Origin of the sequence: Pseudomonas sp. Os17, assembly GCF_001547895.1 — a bacterium.
In the GTDB taxonomy this organism is placed as follows: domain Bacteria; phylum Pseudomonadota; class Gammaproteobacteria; order Pseudomonadales; family Pseudomonadaceae; genus Aquipseudomonas.
The window spans coordinates 496,918-515,417 of record NZ_AP014627.1 but is presented as its reverse complement, the minus strand read 5'-3'; the positions used below and the strand labels follow the sequence as shown (position 1 = coordinate 515,417).

The following is an 18,500-nucleotide window of genomic DNA, read 5'->3' as shown; positions in this document are numbered from 1 at the left end:
GCCCTTAGCTACCTCGACAGCGCAAGACTTTGCGCAGTCCTGGCAGCGCCGGGTCGGGCCGGACCAAGGCTTGGCCACGGCGGCTTGCGCTCAGAGCGGTCCTCGATAGTGGCAAATAGACACCTTCTCTCAGATCAGATTCGGCGTTTTTGCGACCAACAACCCAAGCAGCATTTGCTACAAGCCAGTCGCACCGGGATAATGCGCGCCACTGACGCCTTCGCGTCACCCAGGTCAATCGCCAATCGAAGCGATACACCGCGTCAAGGAAGCCCGCAGGGGCGGGATGAATTCAAGTGATCAAGTTCAACATCGCTCAATGGCGTGCGTGGGCCCCTGGGCTCGAAAGCGTGGACGCCTGGCAGGCCTGGAGCCACCAGCCGACCCTGCCGGAAAGCAGCGATGCCGCTCCCGATGTGTCCTTTCTGCCCGCCATGCAGCGCCGGCGCCTCAGCCGCCTGGCACGCATGGCCTTCAGCGTCGGCTGGCCCCTGGCCGAGGGCCTGGAGCAGTTGCCGCTGGTGTTCATTTCCCGGCATGGCGAAACCCCGCGCACCTTCGACATCCTCAGCGACCTGGCCGCCGAGCAGCCGCTGTCGCCCACCCAGTTCAGCCTGTCGGTGCACAACGCGGTGATCGGCCTGTGGTCGATCATGCGCGGCGAAACCAGCGAAATGACCGCTCTGGCCGCCGCCGGCGATGGCCTGGAACACGGCCTGCTGGAAGCCGCCAGCCTGCTGGCCGACGGCGCGCCCCACGTGTTGCTGGTGATCACCGAGGAGCAGCCGCCCGAAGCCTATGCCAGCTGGATCGACGACGTGCCGTTCCCCTACGCCCTGGGCCTGCTGCTGACGCCGGGCGACGACTGGCAGCTGTCGCTGGGCTGCGACGACGGTCAAACCCCCAAGGCCCCGTGGCCCCACGCCCTGAACCTGCTGCGCCTGCTGCTCGGTGCACAGAACACTTGCCAACATGCCTGGATGAATCGTGTATGGACCTGGCAACACAAGCACTGAGCGCCAAGGGCCGCAATGCCTACCACTGGCGCCTGATGGCCACCGCTCTGAGCTTTGCACTGTTCGGAATAGGTGGTTTGTGCCTGCGCCTGGTGATTTTCCCGCTGCTTGCCTGCCTGCCCGGCGATGCCCACAGCCACCGCCAGCGGGCGCGCAACACCGTGAGCCGGCTGTTCTGGCTGTTCATCCGCTTCATGGCCAAGAGCGGCGTGCTCACCTATGAGGTGCAGGGCGCCGAACGGCTCGGGCGACCGGGGCAGATGATCATCGCCAACCACCCGTCGCTGATCGACGTGGTGTTCCTCATCGGCCTGGTGCGCGACGCCAACTGCGTGGTGAAGCAGAGCCTGTGGAGCAACCCCTTCACCCGCGGCCCGGTGCGCGCTACCCAGTACATCAGCAACGACGGCAGCCTGGACATGCTCGATGCGGCCTCCGGGGCACTGCAGGAAGGCCAGACCCTGATCGTCTTTCCCGAAGGCACCCGCACCCAGCCCGGCAGCGCCCCCGCCTTTCATCGGGGGGCTGCGGCCATTGCCCTGCGCGGTGCGAAAATCATCACGCCAGTGGTGATCCGGGTCAGCCCCACCACCCTGACCAAGGCCGAGCCCTGGTACCGCATTCCACAACGCCGTGTGCACTTCAGTTTTCACGTCGGTGCCGATATAGACCCACAGACCTTTGCAGCCCAAGGCCCGGCGCCCCAGGCTTCGCGCAAGCTCAATGAGCACTTGCACCACTACTTCATTAAGGAGCTCGCCAGAGATGAGCGATACACACCCGGACCTGATGCTTGAAATCAAACTGCTGATCATCGACGCCCTGGGCCTCGAAGACATCAGCGCCCAGGACATCGGCAACGATCAGACGCTGTTCGGCGAAGGCCTCGGCCTGGACTCGGTGGACGCCCTGGAACTGGGCCTGGCGATCCAGAAAAAGTACGGCATCAAGATCGATGCCGACGCCAAGGACACCCGCAACCACTTCAGTAACGTGGCGAGCCTTGCGGCGTTCGTCACTGCAAAACAGGCAGCTTGAGAACCGACCATGCAAACCCGTGACGACATCTTCAACACCCTGCGCGATGCCCTGGTCGAACTCTTCGAACTGGCCCCCGACAGCATCAGCCTGGACTCCAACCTGTACCAGGACCTGGAAATCGACAGCATCGACGCCGTCGACCTGATCGACCACATCAAGCGTCAGACCGGCAAGAAAATCGCCGCCGAGGAATTCAAGTCGGTGCGCACCGTCAACGACGTGGTCGAGGCGGTCTACCGTCTGGTCCAGCCGGCCGCATGAGCCGGCTGATCGGCCTGGGCTTGTTGCTGGCCGGCCTGCTTTACCCCTTCGCGGTGTACTTCGGCATGGAGCACTTCGCGCCCTGGCAGTTCGGTCTGCTGCTGGGCGGCCTGTGGCTGGCCCGGGCGCTGACCGGCGAACGCCGCCCCGGCAGCCTGTGGATGGCCATTGTGGCAATCGCGTTCTGCCTGCTCCTGGCCTGGTTCGACAACCCGGCGCTGCTGCGCTGGTACCCGGTGCTGATCAGCAGCTTCATGCTCGGTCTGTTCGGCCTGAGCCTGAAATATGGCCCGCCGGTGGCGGAACGCCTGGCGCGCCTTGGCGAGCCGGACCTGCCGGAAAAAGCCATCCGCTATACCCGCCAGGTGACCATCGCCTGGAGCGTGTTTTTTCTCTGTAACGGCGTGCTCGCCGCGGCCCTGACCCTGTGGGCGCCGCTGAGCTGGTGGACGTTGTACAACGGCCTGATCGCCTATGGGCTGATGGGTCTGCTGTTTGCCATTGAATGGCTTTTACGACAACGGGTACGAGGCCGTAGATGAACTGGATTGCCCTTGAGCGGCTGTTGCTCAAGACCCAAGCACCGCGCGTGGTCAGTGCCCAGCCCGGGATCGACCTGCAGGGTCTGCAGCAACAGGCCCTGAGCCTGGCCGCCGCCCTGCAGCAGCGCGGCGTGAGCCGCCTGGCGCTGCACCTGGAAGACGCCGTGGACCTGGCCGTGGCCCTGCTCGGCGCCTGGCGTGCCGGGGTCAGCGTGCTGCTGCCCGCCGACCTGCAGCCCCAGACCCGCCAACGCTGGGCGGCGGACGTCGACCTGTGGCTGACCGATCAGGACACGCCGCTGCAGCAGTTGCAGGCCCAGCCCCTGGAGCCGGCCGAGCTGGACCTGGACGCCTGCCGGTTGAGCCTGTGCACCTCCGGTTCCAGCGGCGAGCCCAAGCGCATCGACAAAAGCCTGCGCCAGCTGGCCAACGAGGTCCAGGCCCTGGAGCACCTGTGGGGCGCCGACCTGGGCCCGGCCTGGATCATCGGCAGCGTCGCCACCCAGCACATCTACGGTTTGCTGTTCCGCGTGCTCTGGCCACTGTGCGCCGGGCGCCCCTTCGTGCGCCGCCAGTTGCCCTTCCCCGAAGACCTGCAACGGGCCAGCCGCGAATGCCCGGCCTTCGCCTGGGTGGCCAGCCCCGCGCTGCTCAAACGCATGGGCGACAACCTCGACTGGCCGGCCCTGAGCCCGGTGCGCCGGGTGTTCTCTTCCGGTGGCGCCCTGCCGGCCGAAGCCGCCGACAGCCTGCAGCAACGGCTGCAGCAGTGGCCGACGGAAATCCTCGGCAGCTCGGAAACCGGCGGTATCGCCTGGCGCCAGGGGGCGGACCTGTGGCAACCCTTCGCCGACGTCCGCCTGAGCCAGGACCCTGACGGCGCACTGCTGATCGCCTCACCCTATCTGCCGCCCGGGCATGTCGAACACACCGCCGACGCCGCGCGCATTGCCGCCGACGGCCGCTTCGAACTGCTGGGCCGCCTGGACCGCATCGTCAAACTGGAAGAAAAGCGCCTCTCCCTGCCCATGCTGGAACAGGCCCTGGAAAGCCACGACTGGGTGGCGGAAGCGCGCCTGGGGGTGGTCGAAGACAACCGCGCCTACCTCGGCGCCCTGCTGGTGCTCAGCGAATCCGGCCTGCATGCCCTGCGCAATCAGGGTCGGCGTCACCTGACCCAGACCCTGCGCCAGCACCTGTCCCGGCACTGTGAGGCCCTGGCCCTGCCGCGACGCTGGCGCCTGGTGCGGCAACTGCCGCTGAACAACCAGGGCAAGCTGCCCCAGGCCGAGGTCCAGGCCCTGCTGCTGGCGCCGCGCCCCAAAGCGCCGGAGGTGCTGGAACAGCTGCAGCACGCCAATGAATGGCAACTGCAACTGGCGGTTCCGCCGGACCTGGCCTACTTCAGCGGGCACTTCCCCGCCACCCCGGTGCTGCCGGGGGTCGTGCAAGTGGACTGGGCCCTGGCCCTGGGCCAGCAACTGCTCGACCTGCCGGGCCGCTTCGCCGGCATGGAAGTGCTGAAGTTCCAGCAACTGGTGCGCCCCGGTGATCGTATCCAGCTCAACCTGCGCTTCGATGCCCAGCGCCAGAAACTGTATTTCGCCTACCTCAATGACGGCGCTCCTTGCTCCAGTGGGCGGATCGTTCTGGAGGCCAGCTGTGGATAAGTTGCAGGAAATGGAACCCGGCACCCCGGCTCCTGCCGTGCAGGGGCCTGCGGCCATGCATAGGCCTTGTGCGGTGATTCCGGTGTACAACCATGAAACCGCCGTGCCCGCGGTGATCGATGCGCTCCTGGCCCGGGGCCTGCCCTGCGTGCTGGTGGACGATGCCAGCAGCCCGGCCTGTGCGGCGGTGCTGGAACAAATGGCCGGGCGCGAGCAGGTGTTCCTGATCCGCCTGGCGGTCAACCAGGGCAAGGGCGGCGCGGTCATGGCCGGCCTGCGCGAAGCCGCGCGGCTGGGCTTCAGCCACGCCCTGCAAGTGGACGCCGACGGCCAGCACGACCTCACGGATGTGGATCACTTCATCCAACGCTCCCAAGCCCATCCCGAAGCGCTGATCTGCGGTTATCCACAGTACGACGCCAGCGTGCCCAAGGGCCGCCTGTACGCCCGCTACCTGACCCATGTCTGGGTCTGGATCAACAGCCTGTCGCTGCAGATCCCGGATTCCATGTGCGGCTTCCGGGTCTATCCCCTGCCTGCGGCGCTGGCGCTGATCGACTCGGTGCAACTGGGCCGGCGCATGGACTTCGACCCGGAGATCCTGGTGCGCCTGTCATGGCGCAACCAGCCCATGCACTGGCTGCCGACCCGGGTGCACTACCCGCAGGACGGCCTCTCGCACTTTCGCCTGTTCCACGACAACGCGCTGATTTCCAAGATGCACGCCAAGCTGTTCTGCGGCATGTTGGCGCGCCTGCCGCTGATCCTCTGGCGCCGGTGGCGCCCATGAGCCAGACGCCCCCCAACGAACACTGGGCCGAGCACCAGGAGCGCGGCAGCTTCTGGCTGATGAAGCTCACCGCCTTCGGCGTGCGGGTCCTGGGACGCCGCGTCCTGAGCCCGGTGCTGTACGTCATCGTGTTCTATTTCTTCCTGTTCGGCCGCCGCGCCCGGCGCAGCATCTGGCAGTACCAGCAGCGTCTGGCGCAATGGAGCGGGCGCGCAGAGTTGCGCCCCAGCCACGGGCGGGTGTTCGCTCAGTTCATGGCCTTTGCCGATGCCCTGCTGGACAAGCTCGACGTGTGGAACGGCAAGCTGCGCATCGAACAGATCGAGATCATCGACCCGGCGATGCTGCGCCACCAACTGCGCGGTGAACGCGGGCAACTGCTGGTGGGCGCGCACCTGGGCAACCTGGAAGTCTGCCGGGCCCTGGCCGAGCTGGGGGAGCAGGTGACCATGAACGTGCTGGTGCACACCAAGCACGCCGAACGCTTCAACCGCCTGCTGGGCGAAGCCGGGGCCAGCAACCTGCGGCTGATCCAGGTCAGCGAGCTGGACCCGGCGATCATGCTGCAACTGAGCCAGCGCCTGGATCGCGGCGAGTGGCTGGCGATTGCCGGCGACCGCGTGCCGCTGCACGGCGGGCGCAATGTGCGGGTGGATTTCCTCGGCCATCCGGCGGCCTTCCCCCAGGGCCCCTGGCTGCTGGCGGGGCTGCTCAAGTGCCCGGTCAACCTGCTGCTGTGCCTGAAACAGCAGGGCCGCTACCAGGTGACCCTGGAACCCTTCGCCGAGGCCGTGCAGTGGAAGCGCAACGACCGCCAGCAGGTGATCGCCCAGTGGACCGCCCGCTACGCCGAGCGCCTGGGCCAGTACTGCCTGCAGGCACCGCAACAATGGTTCAACTTTTACCCATTCTGGAAGACCGATGACGACCTCGACCCATGAGCCGGTAACCTTCGGCGAACACCCCCTGCGCATCGAAGACGTGCTGGCCCTGGCCAATCGCCAGGCGCCGACCCGCCTGCAAGACGACGCCGCCTGGCGCCAGCGGATCGCCAAGGGCGCGCAGTTCCTCGATTCCCTGCTGGACAAGGAAGGGGTGATCTATGGCGTGACCACCGGCTATGGCGACTCCTGCGTGGTGGCCGTGCCGCTGCAGCACGTCGAGGCCCTGCCCCGGCATCTGTACACCTTCCACGGCTGCGGCCTGGGCAAGCTGCTGGACGCCCAGGCCACCCGCGCGGTGCTGGCGGCGCGCTTGCAGTCGCTGTGCCACGGCGTGTCCGGGGTGCGGGTAGAACTGCTGGAACGCCTGCAGGCCTTCCTCGACCAGGACATCCTGCCGCTGATCCCCGAAGAGGGTTCGGTGGGCGCCAGCGGCGACCTGACGCCGCTGTCCTATGTGGCGGCGACCCTGTCCGGCGAACGCGAGGTGCTGTTCCGTGGCGAGCGTCGTGAGTCCGCCGACGTGCACCGCGAGCTGGGCTGGGAGCCCCTGGTGCTGCGGCCCAAGGAAGCCCTGGCGCTGATGAACGGCACCGCGGTGATGACCGGGCTGGCCTGCCTGGCCTTTGCCCGGGCCGACTACCTGCTGCGCCTGGCGACCCGCATCACCGCCCTCAACGTGGTGGCCCTGCAAGGCAACCCGGAGCACTTCGACGAGCGCCTGTTCGCCGCCAAGCCGCACCCGGGGCAGATGCAAGTGGCCGCGTGGCTGCGCCAGGACCTGGCGATCGATGCACCGACCGCGCCCCTGCACCGCCTGCAGGACCGCTACTCGCTGCGCTGCGCGCCCCACGTGCTCGGGGTGCTGGCCGACAGCCTGAACTGGCTGCGTAGCTTTATCGAAACCGAACTCAACAGCGCCAACGACAACCCGATCATCGACGCCGAAGCCGAGCGCGTGCTGCACGGCGGGCACTTCTATGGCGGCCACATCGCCTTTGCCATGGACAGCCTGAAGAACCTGGTGGCCAACGTCGCCGACCTGCTGGACCGGCAACTGGCGCTGCTGGTGGACGTGCGCTACAACCACGGCCTGCCGAGCAACCTGTCCGGCGCCAGCGCCGAACGCGCCATGCTCAATCACGGCTTCAAGGCGGTGCAGATCGGCGCCAGCGCCTGGACCGCCGAAGCCCTGAAGAACACCCTGCCGGCCAGCGTGTTCTCGCGCTCCACCGAGTGCCACAACCAGGACAAGGTGAGCATGGGCACCATCGCCGCCCGCGACGCCATCCGGGTGCTGGAACTGACCGAACAAGTGGCCGCCGCCACCTTGCTCGCGGCCAACCAGGGCGTCTGGCTGCGCCGCCAGGAAGCCGATGCCCGGCCGTTGCCGCCGGCCCTGGACGCCATGCACCGGCAACTGGCCGCGGACTTCCCACCGGTGATCGAGGACCGCGCCCTGGAGCGCGAACTGCGCCTGTGCCTGCAGCGCATCGCCGAACAACACTGGAGGCTGCATGCGTAGCAAGGGAGTGATCCACGCCGACACCCAGGTGCTGGTGCCGTTCTTCGACGTCGACACCATGCACGTCGTCTGGCACGGGCATTACGTCAAGTACCTGGAAGTGGCCCGCTGCGCCCTGCTGGACAAGCTCGGCCACAACTACAACCAGATGCTCGAATCCGGCTACGCCTGGCCGGTGATCGACCTGCAACTGCGCTACGTGCGCGGCGCGGTGTTCGGCCAGACCCTGAACGTGCGCGCCAGCCTGGTGGAGTGGGAGAACCGCCTGAAGATCAACTACCTGATCACCGACCTGGCCAGTGGCGAGCGCCTGACCCGCGCCAGCTCGGTGCAGGTGGCGGTGGAGATCGCCAGCCGGGAGATGCAGCTGGCCTCGCCCAAGGTCTTCACCGACGCCGTCGCGAGGGCCCTGCCGTGACCGTGGGAGCGAGCTTGCTCGCGAAGCGGGTCGGCCTGTCTGCCCAGTGCTCGGCGCTGCGCACCGTACTGCGGCGGTTCGCGAGCAAGCTCGCGCCTGCACTCTGGGTGCTGTGCTGTGTTCCGGGCCTGGCCCAGGCCTTCGACCTGCAACAGCTGAGCGATCAGCTGGCGCGGCCGGAGGTGATCCACGGCCGCTTCGTCCAGGAGAAACACCTGCGTGCCCTGCCCCAGCCGCTGACCAGCAAGGGCCACTTCGTCCTGGCGAAAAACCACGGCCTGCTGTGGCTGCTGCAAACCCCGCTGCAACAGGACTACCGCATCACCGCCCAAGGCATTGCCCGGCGCGATGCCGGCGGCTGGCAGATGCTCCCCGGCAAGAGCGCCGGGGCCGAGCAGAACCGCCTGTTCCTGGCCGTGCTGCAAGGCGACAGCAGCGGCCTGCAACGGGACTTCGAGCTCAAGCTGCAAGGCAGCGCCGAAGACTGGCACCTGCAGTTGATCCCCCGCTCCCTGCTGCTGAAACAGATCTTCAACCAGATCAACATCGACGGCGGCGCACTGGTGCAACGCATCGAACTGCTGGAAGCCCAGGGCGACCGCACCCTGCTGATCATGCAGGACAGCAGCAGCGCCGAGCCGCTGAGCGCGACGGAGCAACATGATTTTGCCGAGTGAACGCTGGCTGCCCCGTGCTTTCCTGATCCTGCTGCTGGCGGTGCTGGCCCTGGGTGCCTGGCAATGGCGCCACGGCGCGCCGCTGTCGGCCAACCTCATGGAACTGGTGCCCGGCACCGCTCCCGATGCCCTGGAGCTGCAGGCCGAACAACGCATGCAAGAGCCGCTGAACCGGGAAATCCTGGTGCTGGTGGGTCACGCCGAGCGCCCGCAGGCGCTGAACATGGCCCGCCAGTTGGCCGAGCAGTGGCAGGCCAGCGGGCTGTTCGACAAGGTGCAGTGGAACCTTGAGGCCGACCTGCCGGCCTTGCGCAAGCAATTGCTCCAAGGACGACTGGCGATGCTCGCGGCCAAGGACCGGGAGCAGTTGATCAACCAGCCCCAGGCGTTCATCGAGCAGCGGGTGCAAAGCCTGTTCGACCCCTTTGCCGGCTTCTCCCTGGTGCCGAGCCAGGATGACTGGCTGGGCCTGACCGGACGCATCCAGAACAGCCAGCCGCAACATGGCGCGGTGCAGCTGGATATCGGCAGCGGCGCCCTGGTGGCCGAAGCCGAGGGCCGGCACTGGGTGCTGCTGCGGGCCCATACCCGCGGCAACGCGTTCGACATGCAGTTGCCCCTGCAAGTGGCCGAGCTGCTGCGCCACAGCCGGGAACAGGCGAGCCAGGGCGGGGTCCAGCTGCTGGCCGCCAGTGGCCTGCTGTACGCCGCCAACGGTCAGCAGCAAGCCAGCCGCGAGATCACCTGGGTCGGCGGTGGCGCGACCCTGGGAATCCTGTTGCTGCTGCTCCTGGCCTTCCGCCGCTGGCGGGCCTTGCTGGCCTTCGTTCCGGTGCTGGTGGGCATGCTGTTCGGCGCGGTGGCCTGTGTCGCCCTGTTCGGCCACATGCACGTGATGACCCTGGTGCTGGGGTCGAGCCTGATCGGCGTGGCCGTCGACTACCCGCTGCACTACCTGTCCAAGAGCTGGAGCCTGAAGCCCTGGCGCAGCTGGCCGGCCCTGCGCCTGACCCTGCCGGGGCTGAGCCTGAGCCTGATCACCAGTTGCATCGGTTACCTGGCCCTGGCCTGGACCCCGTTCCCGGCCCTGACCCAGATCGCCGCGTTCTCCGCCGCCGGCCTGCTGGGGGCCTACCTGTCGGCGGTGTGCCTGCTGCCGGCGCTGCTCAAGGGCGTCGAACTGCGTCCGGCGCAATGGCCGCTGCGGGTCGCCGAAGCGTTGCTCAGGGTGCGTGAAGCGCTGCTCAAGCGTGTGCCGAGCCCGGCGCTGCTGGCCCTGTTGGCGCTGTTCTGCGCGGGCGGCCTGTGGCAACTGGAAAGCAAGAACGATATCCGCCAGTGGGTCGGCGCACCGCCGCAACTGCTGCAAGAGGCCCAGGCCATTGCCCGGATCACCGGCTATCAACCCACCAGCCAGTTCTTTCTGGTGCGCGCGGCCAGCCAGGAGCAATTGCTGCAACGTCTGGGCGCCCTGGACGAACGCCTGCAGCAACTAGTGAACCTGGGCAAGCTCAAGGGCTACCTGTCCCTGGAGCAACTGCTCAGCCAGGCCCGGGACCAGCAGCGGCTGCGCCAGGCGCTGCAGCAACTGCCGCAGTTCTGGCAGCCACTGCTGGCCCTGGGCGTGCCCCTGGAGGCGTTGCAGGCCGAGTTGCAGCAACTGCAGGAACTGCCGCCCAGCGATATCGACAGCGCCCTCAACGGCCCCCTGGCCGAACCCTATCGCCCATTGTGGCTGGGGCCCAATGCCGACGGCGTGGCCGCCATGGTCAGCCTGCAAGGGTTGAACGACGCCGCCCTGCTGCGGGTTCAGGCCGACGATCTGCCCGGGGTGCAACTGGTGGACCGCCTCGGTGAATTGAACCGGGTGTTCGCCGCGACCCAGGTCAGCGCCGCCGAACTCAAGCTGGCCTCCTGTGTGCTGATCGTCCTGCTGCTGATCCTGCCCTTCGGCTTCGGGGGCGCCTTGCGCCTGGTGGCGCTGCCGCTGCTGGCCGCCTTGTGCAGCCTGGCCAGCCTCGGCTGGCTGGGCCAGCCCCTGACCCTGTTCAGCCTGTTTGGCCTGTTGCTGGTGACGGCCATCAGTGTCGACTACGCGATCCTCATGCGCGAGCAGATCGGCGGTGCCGCGGTGAGCCTGCTGGGCACCCTGCTGGCGGCCCTGACCACCTGGCTGTCGTTCGGCCTGCTGGCGGTGTCCAGCACCCCGGCGGTGAGCAACTTCGGGCTGGCGGTGAGCCTGGGGCTGGCCTTCAGCTTTATCCTCGCGCCCTGGGCCGGCCACACGCCGCACCCGACGCCCGAGGCGGAGCGCGGCCCATGCTGATCCTGCTGTTCTGGCTGCTGGTCCTGGGGCTGTTCGCCCTGGCCACCCATCTCGGGCGGCACCTGGGCCTGATCCCGATCGTCAGCCAACTGCTGCTGGCGACCTTCGGCCTGCCCCTGCTGATGCTGCTATGGATCGAGCCGCACTGGCAGCTTGACGGCGCGCAACTGGTGGCGCCGCAGTGGCTCAAGCACCTGTACGGCCTGAGCTTCGCCCTGTTGCTGGGGCATATCCTCAGCGACGTGATCGACCTGCGCCTGGATCGCCAGAGCCTGAAGATCGCCGTGCCGAGCTTCGGCATTCCCTTCGCCTGCGGCCTGGCCACGGCCTTCTGGCTGCTGCCGGCGCAACCCTGGATCAGCTCCCTGGCGGTGGGCCTGCTGTTCGCCATCACGGCGATCCCGGTGCTCTACCTGTACCTGCGGCACATCCAGTACCCGCCCGCCGCCACCCGGCGCCTGGTGCAGACGGCGATCCTCATCGACCTGACCTGCTGGAGCCTGTTCGCCCTGGCCCAGGGCAGCCTGCACCTGAGCAGCCTGCTGCTGCCCCTGGCCGGCGCCTGCCTGCCGTTGCTGCTGCGTGGCCTGGGCCTGCGCCAGCCGCTGCTGCACAGCCTGGGGTTCTTCGGCCTGCTGGTGGTGGCCGAGCACTACAAGCTCAATGCGCTGATCTTCGGCATCGGCTACCTGCTGTGCATGGCCGCCCTCAAGCTGCCGCTGGTGCTGCCGTTAAAGGCTGCCTGGATGAACCGCTTGCAGAGCAGCATCGCCATCCCGCTGATCCTCACGTTCGGCATCGTGCAGATCAATGTGCACAGCGCCATGGACAGCCTCGGCTGGGTGCAACTGGCAGCGCTGCTGGTGCTGCCGATTGCCAGCAAGCTGCTGGGCAACTGGCTGGGCCTGCGCTGGGCCGGCGCCTCCTTCACGGGCGCCAGCCGCTGGCGGGAAAGCCTGCTGCTGAACATTCGCGGCTTGAGCGAGATCGTCTTTCTCAACCTGCTGCTGCAACAACAGCTGATCAGCCCGGCGCTGTACTTCGCGCTGATGCTCATGGGCCTGATCGCCACCCTGCTGCCGGCCCTGGCCGGGATGCACCGAACGCCCCCGGCAGCGACCCACGCTGCCCCCTTGAATCTGAACATCGCCAAACCGGCAAGGAGCCCCAGTGCCAACAGTTGAAATGCAACGTCGCCAGGTCGTGGTGATCGGTGCCGGCCCCTCGGGGGCCATCGCGGCCGCGCTGCTCAAGCGCCAGGGCCACGACGTGCTGATCGTCGAGCGGCAACATTTCCCGCGTTTCTCCATCGGCGAAAGCCTGCTGTCCCACTGCCTGGATTTCGTCGAGGAAGCCGGGATGCTGGAGGCCGTGCAGGCCGCCGGGTTCCAGTTGAAAAACGGCGCGGCGTTCGCCTGGGGCGAGCACTACAGCACCTTCGATTTCGGCGACACCTTCAGCCACGGCAAGCCCACCACCTTCCAGGTGCAGCGCGCCGACTTCGACAAGCTGCTGGCCGATCAGGCGGCGCTGCAAGGGGTCGAGATCCGCTACGGCGAGGAGATCATCGCGGTGGACGTGGCGCGGCCGTTGCCGCAGCTCGACTGCCGTCGCGAGGACGGCAGCCAGTACCGCATCGAAGCCGACTTCATCCTCGACGCCAGCGGCTACGGCCGGGTGCTGCCGCGCCTGCTGGAGCTGGAGGCGCCGTCGAACTTCCCGGTACGCCGGGCGGTGTTCACCCATGTCGAAGACCGCATCGACTGCGAGCATTTCGACCGCAACAAGATCCTCATCACCACCCACCCGGAACACCGCGACATCTGGTTCTGGAGCATCCCCTTCAGCAACGGCCGCTGTTCGGTGGGCGTGGTGGCCGCCGATGAACACTTCGCCGGGCGCGATGGCGACCTGGACGCCTGCCTGCGCGGTTTCATCGAGCAAACCCCGAGCCTGGCCAGGGTCCTGGAAAACGCCGAATGGGACACCCCGGCGCGGACCATCGGCGGCTACTCGGCCAACGTCACCACCCTGCACGGCCCGGGCTTCGCCCTGCTGGGCAATGCCGCGGAGTTCCTCGATCCGGTGTTCTCCTCCGGGGTGACCATCGCCATGCGCTCGTCGAGCATGGCCGCCGCCGTGCTGCACCGGCAGTTGCAGGGCGAAAGCGTCGACTGGGCGAGCGAGTTCGCCGAGCCGCTCAAGCGCGGCGTCGACACCTTCCGCTGCTACGTCGAGGGCTGGTACGCCGGCACCTTCCAGGACGTGATCTACCACCCGGGCAGCTCGCCGGAAATCCGCCGCATGATCAGTTCGATCCTCGCCGGTTACGCCTGGGATGAACGCAACCCCTTCGTCAGCGAGCCCAAGCGCCGGCTCAAGGCCCTGTCGGAAGTCTGCGCGAGGGACGTGGCATGAGCGAGCAAAGCGACCAGTACCTGAGCCCCAGCTACGTCGAGGAAACCCGCTTCGGTTTCTGGTTCCTGCGCAGCCACACCTGGCAGCACCATGTGCTGCGGGTGGCAATCAACGACCTGCGCTCGCTGTTCGACGGCGAGCCGCCCGCCCATCCGGTGCTGCTGGATGCCGGCTGCGGCCAGGGCAAGTCGTTCCAGCACCTGCGCCAGGTGTTCGCCCCGCAGCGCCTGATCGGCATCGACGCCGACCCTCACAGCCTAAAGCTCAGCGCCGAAGAAGCCCGGCGCCAGCAATTGCAGGTGGAGCTGATCGGCAGCGACTGCGCGACCCTGCAACTGGCCGACGCCAGTGTCGACCTGCTGTTCTGCCACCAGACCTTCCATCACCTGGTGGAACAGGAAAAGGCCCTGGCCGAGTTCTACCGGGTGCTCAAGCCTGGGGGCTACCTGCTGTTCGCCGAATCCACCGAGGCCTACATCGATACCTGGGTGATCCGCTGGCTGTTCCGCCATCCGATGCATGTGCAGAAAAGCGCCGCCGAATATTTGCAGATGATTCGTCGGCAGGGCTTTGAATTCGGCCCGCAGAACGTGTCTTATCCCTACCTGTGGTGGAGCCGCGCCAAGGACTTCGGCCTGCTGGAGCGCCTCGGTCTGCGCCAGCCGCCGCCGGTGGGCCAACGCGAGGAAACCCTGGTCAACGTGGTGGCGCGCAAGCCTCTGGATGCCAGCGTTGCCGGGGCAGGTGAGTCGGCATGATCCGCGCTCTGCTGCTCGGTTGTGTCCTGTTGCTGAGCGCTTGCGTCAGTCAGGCTCCGCTGCCCGAGCGCATGCCCACCCTGGCGTTGCCATTGCAGCTGCATGTCGAGCGCCAGGCCGACGGACAACGCCAGGACTGGCTGCTGGTGATCCAGGCCGAAGGCCCGGAGCTGCGCTGGTCGCTGATGGACCCCCTGGGCATCCCCCAGGCCCGCCAGCGCCTGGTGGCCGGCCACTGGCAGGCCGACGGTCTGCTACCGCCCAACCCGGAAGCTCGGGAGCTGTTCGCCGCCTTGCTGTTCGCCCTCACCCCCAAGGCCGAACTGCGGGCCAACTACCCCGGCGCCCTTGAGCAAGGCACTCGACGCACCCTCGGCCCACGCTGGCGGATTGACTATCAACAACCTCTGGATTTCGAGTTGAACCTGCCCCAAGGCCCGCATTACCACATCAGCCCACTGAGCACCGGGGGCATGCCATGACGGCCTACCTCAATGCCCTCGGAGTGATCTGCGCCCTGGGGCGCAATCGCCGGGAAGTCGCCCGCAGCCTGTGGGCCGGGGACTGCTCGGGCCTGCGCGCCGAAAGCCACTGGGTGCCCGACCGCAGCCTGCCGGTGGCGGCGGTGCGCGGCGCGCTGGCCAGCATGCCCGCCGGGCTGCAGGCGCAGAGCAGCCGCAACAACCAGCTGTTGTTGGAGGCCACGCTGCAGATCGAGGACGACATCCGCCAGGCGATCCGGCGCTACGGCCGCGGCCGCATCGGCATCGTCCTGGGCACCAGCACCTCGGGCATCGACGAGGCCAGCCGCGGCATTGCCCGCTATCTGCAGGACCGGCAATTCCCGGCGGACTACGACTACCGCCAGCAGGAACTCAGCGCGCCGGCCAACTTTCTTGCCGACTGGCTGCAACTGTGCGGCCCGGCCTATGTGATTTCCACCGCCTGCACCTCCAGCGCCCGGGCCCTGATCAGCGCCCGGCGCCTGCTGGACCTGGGCCTGTGCGACGCCGTGCTGTGCGGCGGGGTCGACAGCCTGTGCAAGCTCACCCTGAACGGCTTCAGCGCCCTGGAAGCGGTGTCCGGGCAGCGCTGCAATCCGTTCTCGCGCAACCGTGACGGGATCAACATCGGCGAGGCGGCAGTGCTGTTCCTGATGAGCAGGGAGGCCGCCGGCGACGCCCCTGTGGCCCTGCTCGGCGGTGGCGCCAGCTCCGATGCCTACCATATTTCCGCCCCGGCCCCCGATGGCCGCGGTGCCTTGCAGGCCATGGGCCTGGCGCTGCGCAGCGCCGGCCTGCAGCCGCAGCAGATCGACTACCTGAACCTGCACGGCACCGCCACCCAGCACAACGACGCCATGGAAAGCCTGGCGGTGGCCCAGCTGTTCCCCGAGGGCCTGCCCTGCTCCTCGACCAAGCCGATGAGCGGCCACACCCTGGGCGCCGCCGGAGCCCTGGAAGCGGCGTTCTGCTGGCTGGCCCTGAGTGCCGACAACCCCGACCAGGCGCTGCCGCCCCATGTCTGGGACGGCGCGGCCGACCCGGCCCTGCCGCCCCTGCACTGGGTGACCCCGGCCGACCGCCTGGCGGCGCATTCACCACGCCACCTGATGAGCAACTCCTTCGCCTTCGGTGGCAACAACGTCAGCCTGATAATCGGAGACGCCCCATGATCGACTGGCCGCTCGCCGAACTGCTGCCCCACGCCGGGGACATGATCCTCATCGATCAGGTCCTGGACTTTGATGAAGAACAGATCCGCACCCGCCTCCAGGTTCGCCCCGGCGGCCTGTTCAATCGCCCCGACGGCAGCCTGCCGGCCTGGGTCGGGATCGAGCTGATGGCCCAGAGCGTGGCCGCCTACGCCGGCTGTCGCGCGCGCCAGCAAGGCCTGCCGGTGGAGCTGGGCTTTTTGCTGGGCACTCGCAAGTTCGAATGCAATGTCGAGCACTTCCCGGTCGACAGCCTGCTGGAGATCCACGCCCTGCGCTCCCTCGAAGACGACAACGGCATGGGCGTGTTCGAATGCCACCTCAGCGGCCCCGGCATTGCCGCCACGGCGCGCCTGAACGTGTACCGTCCGCCCCAGGCCGCCGACTATCTGCATGAAACACCTGCCTCTTCTACAGGAACTCCCTCATGACTGACTCCGTACTGGTCACCGGCTCCAGCCGTGGCATCGGCCGTGCCATCGCCCTGCGTCTGGCCCGGGCCGGTTATGACCTGGTGCTGCACTGCCGCAGCGGCCGCAGCGAAGCCGAAGCCGTCAAGGGCGAGATCGAAGCCCTGGGCCGCGGCGCCCGCATCCTGCAATTCGATGTATCGGACCGGGAGGCCTGCCGGACCGCCCTGGAGGCCGACGTCGAAGCCCATGGCGCCTATTACGGCGTGGTGCTCAATGCCGGGCTGACCCGCGACGGCGCCTTCCCGGCCCTCAGCGAAGACGACTGGGATCAGGTGCTGCGCACCAACCTCGACGGTTTCTACAACGTCCTGCACCCGGTGATGATGCCGATGATCCGCCGCCGCGCCGCCGGACGCATTGTCTGCATCACCTCGGTGTCGGGGCTGATCGGCAACCGCGGCCAGGTCAACTACAGCGCCTCCAAGGCCGGCCTGATCGGCGCCGCCAAGGCCCTGGCCATCGAGCTGGGCAAGCGCAAGATCACCGTCAACTGCGTGGCCCCGGGGCTGATCGACACCGCCATGCTCGATGAGAACGTGCCGGTGGACGAGCTGATGAAGATGATTCCCGCCCAGCGCATGGGCACCCCGGAAGAGGTGGCCGGGGCGGTGAACTTCCTGATGTCCGCCGAGGCCGCCTACATCACCCGCCAGGTGCTGGCGGTGAACGGGGGCCTGTGCTGATGAAACGCGTGGTCGTCACCGGCATGGCCGGCATCACCTCCCTGGGCAGCGACTGGGCCAGCATCGCCGAGCGCTTTGCCGCCAACCGCAGCGGCATCCGGCGCATGGACGAATGGGACCGCTTCAGCGAACTCAACACCCGCCTGGCCGGCCCCATCGATGACTTCCAGGTGCCGGGGCACTGGACCCGCAAGCAACTGCGCAGCATGGGCCGGGTTTCGCGGCTGGCGGTCGGTGCCGCCGAGCAGGCCCTGGCCGATGCCGGGCTGCTGGGCGACCCGTCGATCAAGGACGGGCGCATGGGGGTGGCCTGCGGCTCTTCCACCGGCAGCACCGACGAGATCAAGGCCTTCGGCAACATGCTGCTGAACTCGGTGGCCGAGGGGCTCAACGCCAACTCCTACGTGCGCATGATGCCCCACACCACCGCGGCCAATATCAGCATTTTCTTCGGCCTGACCGGGCGCCTGATTCCCACCTCCAGCGCCTGCACCAGCGGCAGCCAGGGCATTGGCTATGCCTACGAAGCGATCAAGTTCGGCCGTCTGCCGCTGATGCTCGCCGGCGGCGCCGAAGAGCTGTGCCCCACTGAAGCCATGGTGTTCGACGCGCTCTATGCCACCAGCCTGAAAAACGATGCGCCACACACCAGCCCCCGGCCCTACGACACCGACCGCGACGGCCTGGTGATCGGTGAAGGCGGCGGCATGCTGGTGCTCGAAGAGCTGGAACACGCCCTGGCCCGGGGCGCGCGGATTCACGCGGAAATCGTCGGCTTCGGCAGCAACGCCGACGGCCAGCACACCACCCGTCCCGAGCAGAGCACCATGCGCCGGGCCATGGAGCTGGCGCTGGAAGACGCGGCCCTGGCCCCCTCGGCCATCGGCTACGTCAACGGCCATGGCACCGCCACCGAGCAGGGCGATATCGCCGAGACCCTGGCCACCAACAGCCTGTTCGGCAGCCGCATGCCCATCAGTTCGCAGAAGAGTTTTCTCGGCCACACCCTGGGCGCCTGCGGCGCGCTGGAATCCTGGTTCAGCATCGAGATGCTCAACCGCGACCTGTACGTGCACACCTGCAACCTGGACCAGGTCGACCCACGCTGCGGCGAGCTGGACTACCTGCAGGACGGCTTCCGGGCCATGAGCCACGAATTCGTGATGAACAACAACTTTGCCTTTGGCGGGGTCAACACCTCGTTGATCTTCCGCCGCTGGCCTTAACGCCCAACCCCACTGGAGAAA

The 18,500-nt window shown here is 67.6% G+C and carries 20 protein-coding genes; all 20 read left to right on the top strand.

Annotated elements, in window-relative coordinates; translation table 11 throughout:
- Positions 1-290: 290 nt before the first annotated feature.
- The 20 genes from POS17_RS02350 to POS17_RS02255 are packed head-to-tail and all read left to right on the top strand — an operon-like array spanning position 291 to position 18,479.
- The gene (locus POS17_RS02350; protein ID WP_060837189.1) at positions 291-1,016 is read left to right on the top strand and encodes a beta-ketoacyl synthase chain length factor; all 726 of its coding nucleotides are present in this window, start codon (positions 291-293) and stop codon (positions 1,014-1,016) included.
- The gene (locus tag POS17_RS02345; RefSeq protein ID WP_060837188.1) at positions 992-1,813 is read left to right on the top strand and encodes a lysophospholipid acyltransferase family protein; all 822 of its coding nucleotides are present in this window, start codon (positions 992-994) and stop codon (positions 1,811-1,813) included. Before POS17_RS02350 ends, POS17_RS02345 begins: the two co-directional genes overlap by 25 nt.
- Positions 1,782-2,054, top strand: coding sequence for a phosphopantetheine-binding protein (locus POS17_RS02340; RefSeq protein WP_011058851.1), 273 nt, complete (start codon positions 1,782-1,784; stop codon positions 2,052-2,054). The genes POS17_RS02345 and POS17_RS02340 overlap by 32 nt, the downstream gene beginning before the upstream one ends.
- 9 nt (positions 2,055-2,063) lie before the next feature.
- Complete coding sequence (locus POS17_RS02335) at positions 2,064-2,318, top strand: acyl carrier protein (protein ID WP_060837187.1); 255 nt, start codon at positions 2,064-2,066, stop codon at positions 2,316-2,318.
- Positions 2,315-2,860 (top strand): hypothetical protein, encoded by a 546-nt coding sequence (locus tag POS17_RS02330; protein WP_060837186.1) that lies wholly within the window; start codon positions 2,315-2,317, stop codon positions 2,858-2,860. Before POS17_RS02335 ends, POS17_RS02330 begins: the two co-directional genes overlap by 4 nt.
- Entirely contained in the window at positions 2,857-4,530 is a 1,674-nt protein-coding gene (locus tag POS17_RS02325) for an ApeI family dehydratase (RefSeq protein ID WP_060837185.1), read from the top strand. The genes POS17_RS02330 and POS17_RS02325 overlap by 4 nt, the downstream gene beginning before the upstream one ends.
- Before the next feature lie 55 nt (positions 4,531-4,585).
- Positions 4,586-5,320, top strand: coding sequence for a glycosyltransferase family 2 protein (locus POS17_RS02320; RefSeq protein ID WP_060841866.1), 735 nt, complete (start codon positions 4,586-4,588; stop codon positions 5,318-5,320).
- Positions 5,317-6,261 carry an LpxL/LpxP family acyltransferase gene (locus POS17_RS02315; RefSeq protein WP_060837184.1) on the top strand — a complete coding sequence of 315 codons (945 nt, stop codon included), beginning with the start codon at positions 5,317-5,319 and terminating at the stop codon, positions 6,259-6,261. The genes POS17_RS02320 and POS17_RS02315 overlap by 4 nt, the downstream gene beginning before the upstream one ends.
- A complete protein-coding gene (locus POS17_RS02310; RefSeq protein ID WP_060837183.1) occupies positions 6,242-7,786 on the top strand; it encodes an HAL/PAL/TAL family ammonia-lyase in 1,545 nt (514 codons plus the stop codon). Before POS17_RS02315 ends, POS17_RS02310 begins: the two co-directional genes overlap by 20 nt.
- On the top strand, positions 7,779-8,204 hold the full coding sequence (locus POS17_RS02305; protein ID WP_060837182.1) for an acyl-CoA thioesterase: 426 nt from the start codon (positions 7,779-7,781) through the stop codon (positions 8,202-8,204). Before POS17_RS02310 ends, POS17_RS02305 begins: the two co-directional genes overlap by 8 nt.
- Positions 8,201-8,881 carry an outer membrane lipoprotein carrier protein LolA gene (locus tag POS17_RS02300; protein WP_060837181.1) on the top strand — a complete coding sequence of 227 codons (681 nt, stop codon included), beginning with the start codon at positions 8,201-8,203 and terminating at the stop codon, positions 8,879-8,881. Before POS17_RS02305 ends, POS17_RS02300 begins: the two co-directional genes overlap by 4 nt.
- A complete protein-coding gene (locus tag POS17_RS02295) occupies positions 8,865-11,207 on the top strand; it encodes an MMPL family transporter (protein WP_060837180.1) in 2,343 nt (780 codons plus the stop codon). Before POS17_RS02300 ends, POS17_RS02295 begins: the two co-directional genes overlap by 17 nt.
- Complete coding sequence (locus POS17_RS02290; protein ID WP_060837179.1) at positions 11,201-12,391, top strand: hypothetical protein; 1,191 nt, start codon at positions 11,201-11,203, stop codon at positions 12,389-12,391. The genes POS17_RS02295 and POS17_RS02290 overlap by 7 nt, the downstream gene beginning before the upstream one ends.
- The gene (locus tag POS17_RS02285; protein WP_060837178.1) at positions 12,378-13,625 is read left to right on the top strand and encodes an NAD(P)/FAD-dependent oxidoreductase; all 1,248 of its coding nucleotides are present in this window, start codon (positions 12,378-12,380) and stop codon (positions 13,623-13,625) included. The genes POS17_RS02290 and POS17_RS02285 overlap by 14 nt, the downstream gene beginning before the upstream one ends.
- Positions 13,622-14,383, top strand: coding sequence for a class I SAM-dependent methyltransferase (locus POS17_RS02280; RefSeq protein WP_060837177.1), 762 nt, complete (start codon positions 13,622-13,624; stop codon positions 14,381-14,383). Before POS17_RS02285 ends, POS17_RS02280 begins: the two co-directional genes overlap by 4 nt.
- The gene (locus tag POS17_RS02275; RefSeq protein WP_060837176.1) at positions 14,380-14,865 is read left to right on the top strand and encodes a DUF3261 domain-containing protein; all 486 of its coding nucleotides are present in this window, start codon (positions 14,380-14,382) and stop codon (positions 14,863-14,865) included. The genes POS17_RS02280 and POS17_RS02275 overlap by 4 nt, the downstream gene beginning before the upstream one ends.
- Positions 14,862-16,058 (top strand): beta-ketoacyl-[acyl-carrier-protein] synthase family protein, encoded by a 1,197-nt coding sequence (locus POS17_RS02270; RefSeq protein ID WP_060837175.1) that lies wholly within the window; start codon positions 14,862-14,864, stop codon positions 16,056-16,058. The genes POS17_RS02275 and POS17_RS02270 overlap by 4 nt, the downstream gene beginning before the upstream one ends.
- Positions 16,055-16,528 carry an ApeP family dehydratase gene (locus POS17_RS02265; protein ID WP_060837174.1) on the top strand — a complete coding sequence of 158 codons (474 nt, stop codon included), beginning with the start codon at positions 16,055-16,057 and terminating at the stop codon, positions 16,526-16,528. The genes POS17_RS02270 and POS17_RS02265 overlap by 4 nt, the downstream gene beginning before the upstream one ends.
- A complete protein-coding gene (fabG, locus tag POS17_RS02260; RefSeq protein WP_060837173.1) occupies positions 16,525-17,253 on the top strand; it encodes a 3-oxoacyl-ACP reductase FabG in 729 nt (242 codons plus the stop codon). Before POS17_RS02265 ends, fabG begins: the two co-directional genes overlap by 4 nt.
- Positions 17,253-18,479 (top strand): beta-ketoacyl-ACP synthase, encoded by a 1,227-nt coding sequence (locus tag POS17_RS02255; RefSeq protein WP_060837172.1) that lies wholly within the window; start codon positions 17,253-17,255, stop codon positions 18,477-18,479. Before fabG ends, POS17_RS02255 begins: the two co-directional genes overlap by 1 nt.
- Positions 18,480-18,500: the final 21 nt, after the last annotated feature.

Excerpts from the sequence above, each read along its gene's own strand:
- fabG (WP_060837173.1), top strand. The coding sequence starts at position 16,525 with ATGACTGACTCCGTACTGGTCACCGGCTCCAGCCGTGGCATCGGCCGT.
- POS17_RS02340 (WP_011058851.1), top strand. The coding sequence starts at position 1,782 with ATGAGCGATACACACCCGGACCTGATGCTTGAAATCAAACTGCTGATC.
- POS17_RS02265 (WP_060837174.1), top strand. The coding sequence starts at position 16,055 with ATGATCGACTGGCCGCTCGCCGAACTGCTGCCCCACGCCGGGGACATG.
- POS17_RS02290 (WP_060837179.1), top strand. The coding sequence starts at position 11,201 with ATGCTGATCCTGCTGTTCTGGCTGCTGGTCCTGGGGCTGTTCGCCCTG.
- POS17_RS02320 (WP_060841866.1), top strand. The coding sequence starts at position 4,586 with ATGCATAGGCCTTGTGCGGTGATTCCGGTGTACAACCATGAAACCGCC.
- POS17_RS02255 (WP_060837172.1), top strand. The coding sequence starts at position 17,253 with ATGAAACGCGTGGTCGTCACCGGCATGGCCGGCATCACCTCCCTGGGC.
- POS17_RS02270 (WP_060837175.1), top strand. The coding sequence starts at position 14,862 with ATGACGGCCTACCTCAATGCCCTCGGAGTGATCTGCGCCCTGGGGCGC.
- POS17_RS02275 (WP_060837176.1), top strand. The coding sequence starts at position 14,380 with ATGATCCGCGCTCTGCTGCTCGGTTGTGTCCTGTTGCTGAGCGCTTGC.
- POS17_RS02280 (WP_060837177.1), top strand. The coding sequence starts at position 13,622 with ATGAGCGAGCAAAGCGACCAGTACCTGAGCCCCAGCTACGTCGAGGAA.
- POS17_RS02330 (WP_060837186.1), top strand. The coding sequence starts at position 2,315 with ATGAGCCGGCTGATCGGCCTGGGCTTGTTGCTGGCCGGCCTGCTTTAC.
- POS17_RS02310 (WP_060837183.1), top strand. The coding sequence starts at position 6,242 with ATGACGACCTCGACCCATGAGCCGGTAACCTTCGGCGAACACCCCCTG.
- POS17_RS02305 (WP_060837182.1), top strand. The coding sequence starts at position 7,779 with ATGCGTAGCAAGGGAGTGATCCACGCCGACACCCAGGTGCTGGTGCCG.
- POS17_RS02295 (WP_060837180.1), top strand. The coding sequence starts at position 8,865 with ATGATTTTGCCGAGTGAACGCTGGCTGCCCCGTGCTTTCCTGATCCTG.
- POS17_RS02315 (WP_060837184.1), top strand. The coding sequence starts at position 5,317 with ATGAGCCAGACGCCCCCCAACGAACACTGGGCCGAGCACCAGGAGCGC.
- POS17_RS02335 (WP_060837187.1), top strand. The coding sequence starts at position 2,064 with ATGCAAACCCGTGACGACATCTTCAACACCCTGCGCGATGCCCTGGTC.
- POS17_RS02345 (WP_060837188.1), top strand. The coding sequence starts at position 992 with ATGGACCTGGCAACACAAGCACTGAGCGCCAAGGGCCGCAATGCCTAC.
- POS17_RS02325 (WP_060837185.1), top strand. The coding sequence starts at position 2,857 with ATGAACTGGATTGCCCTTGAGCGGCTGTTGCTCAAGACCCAAGCACCG.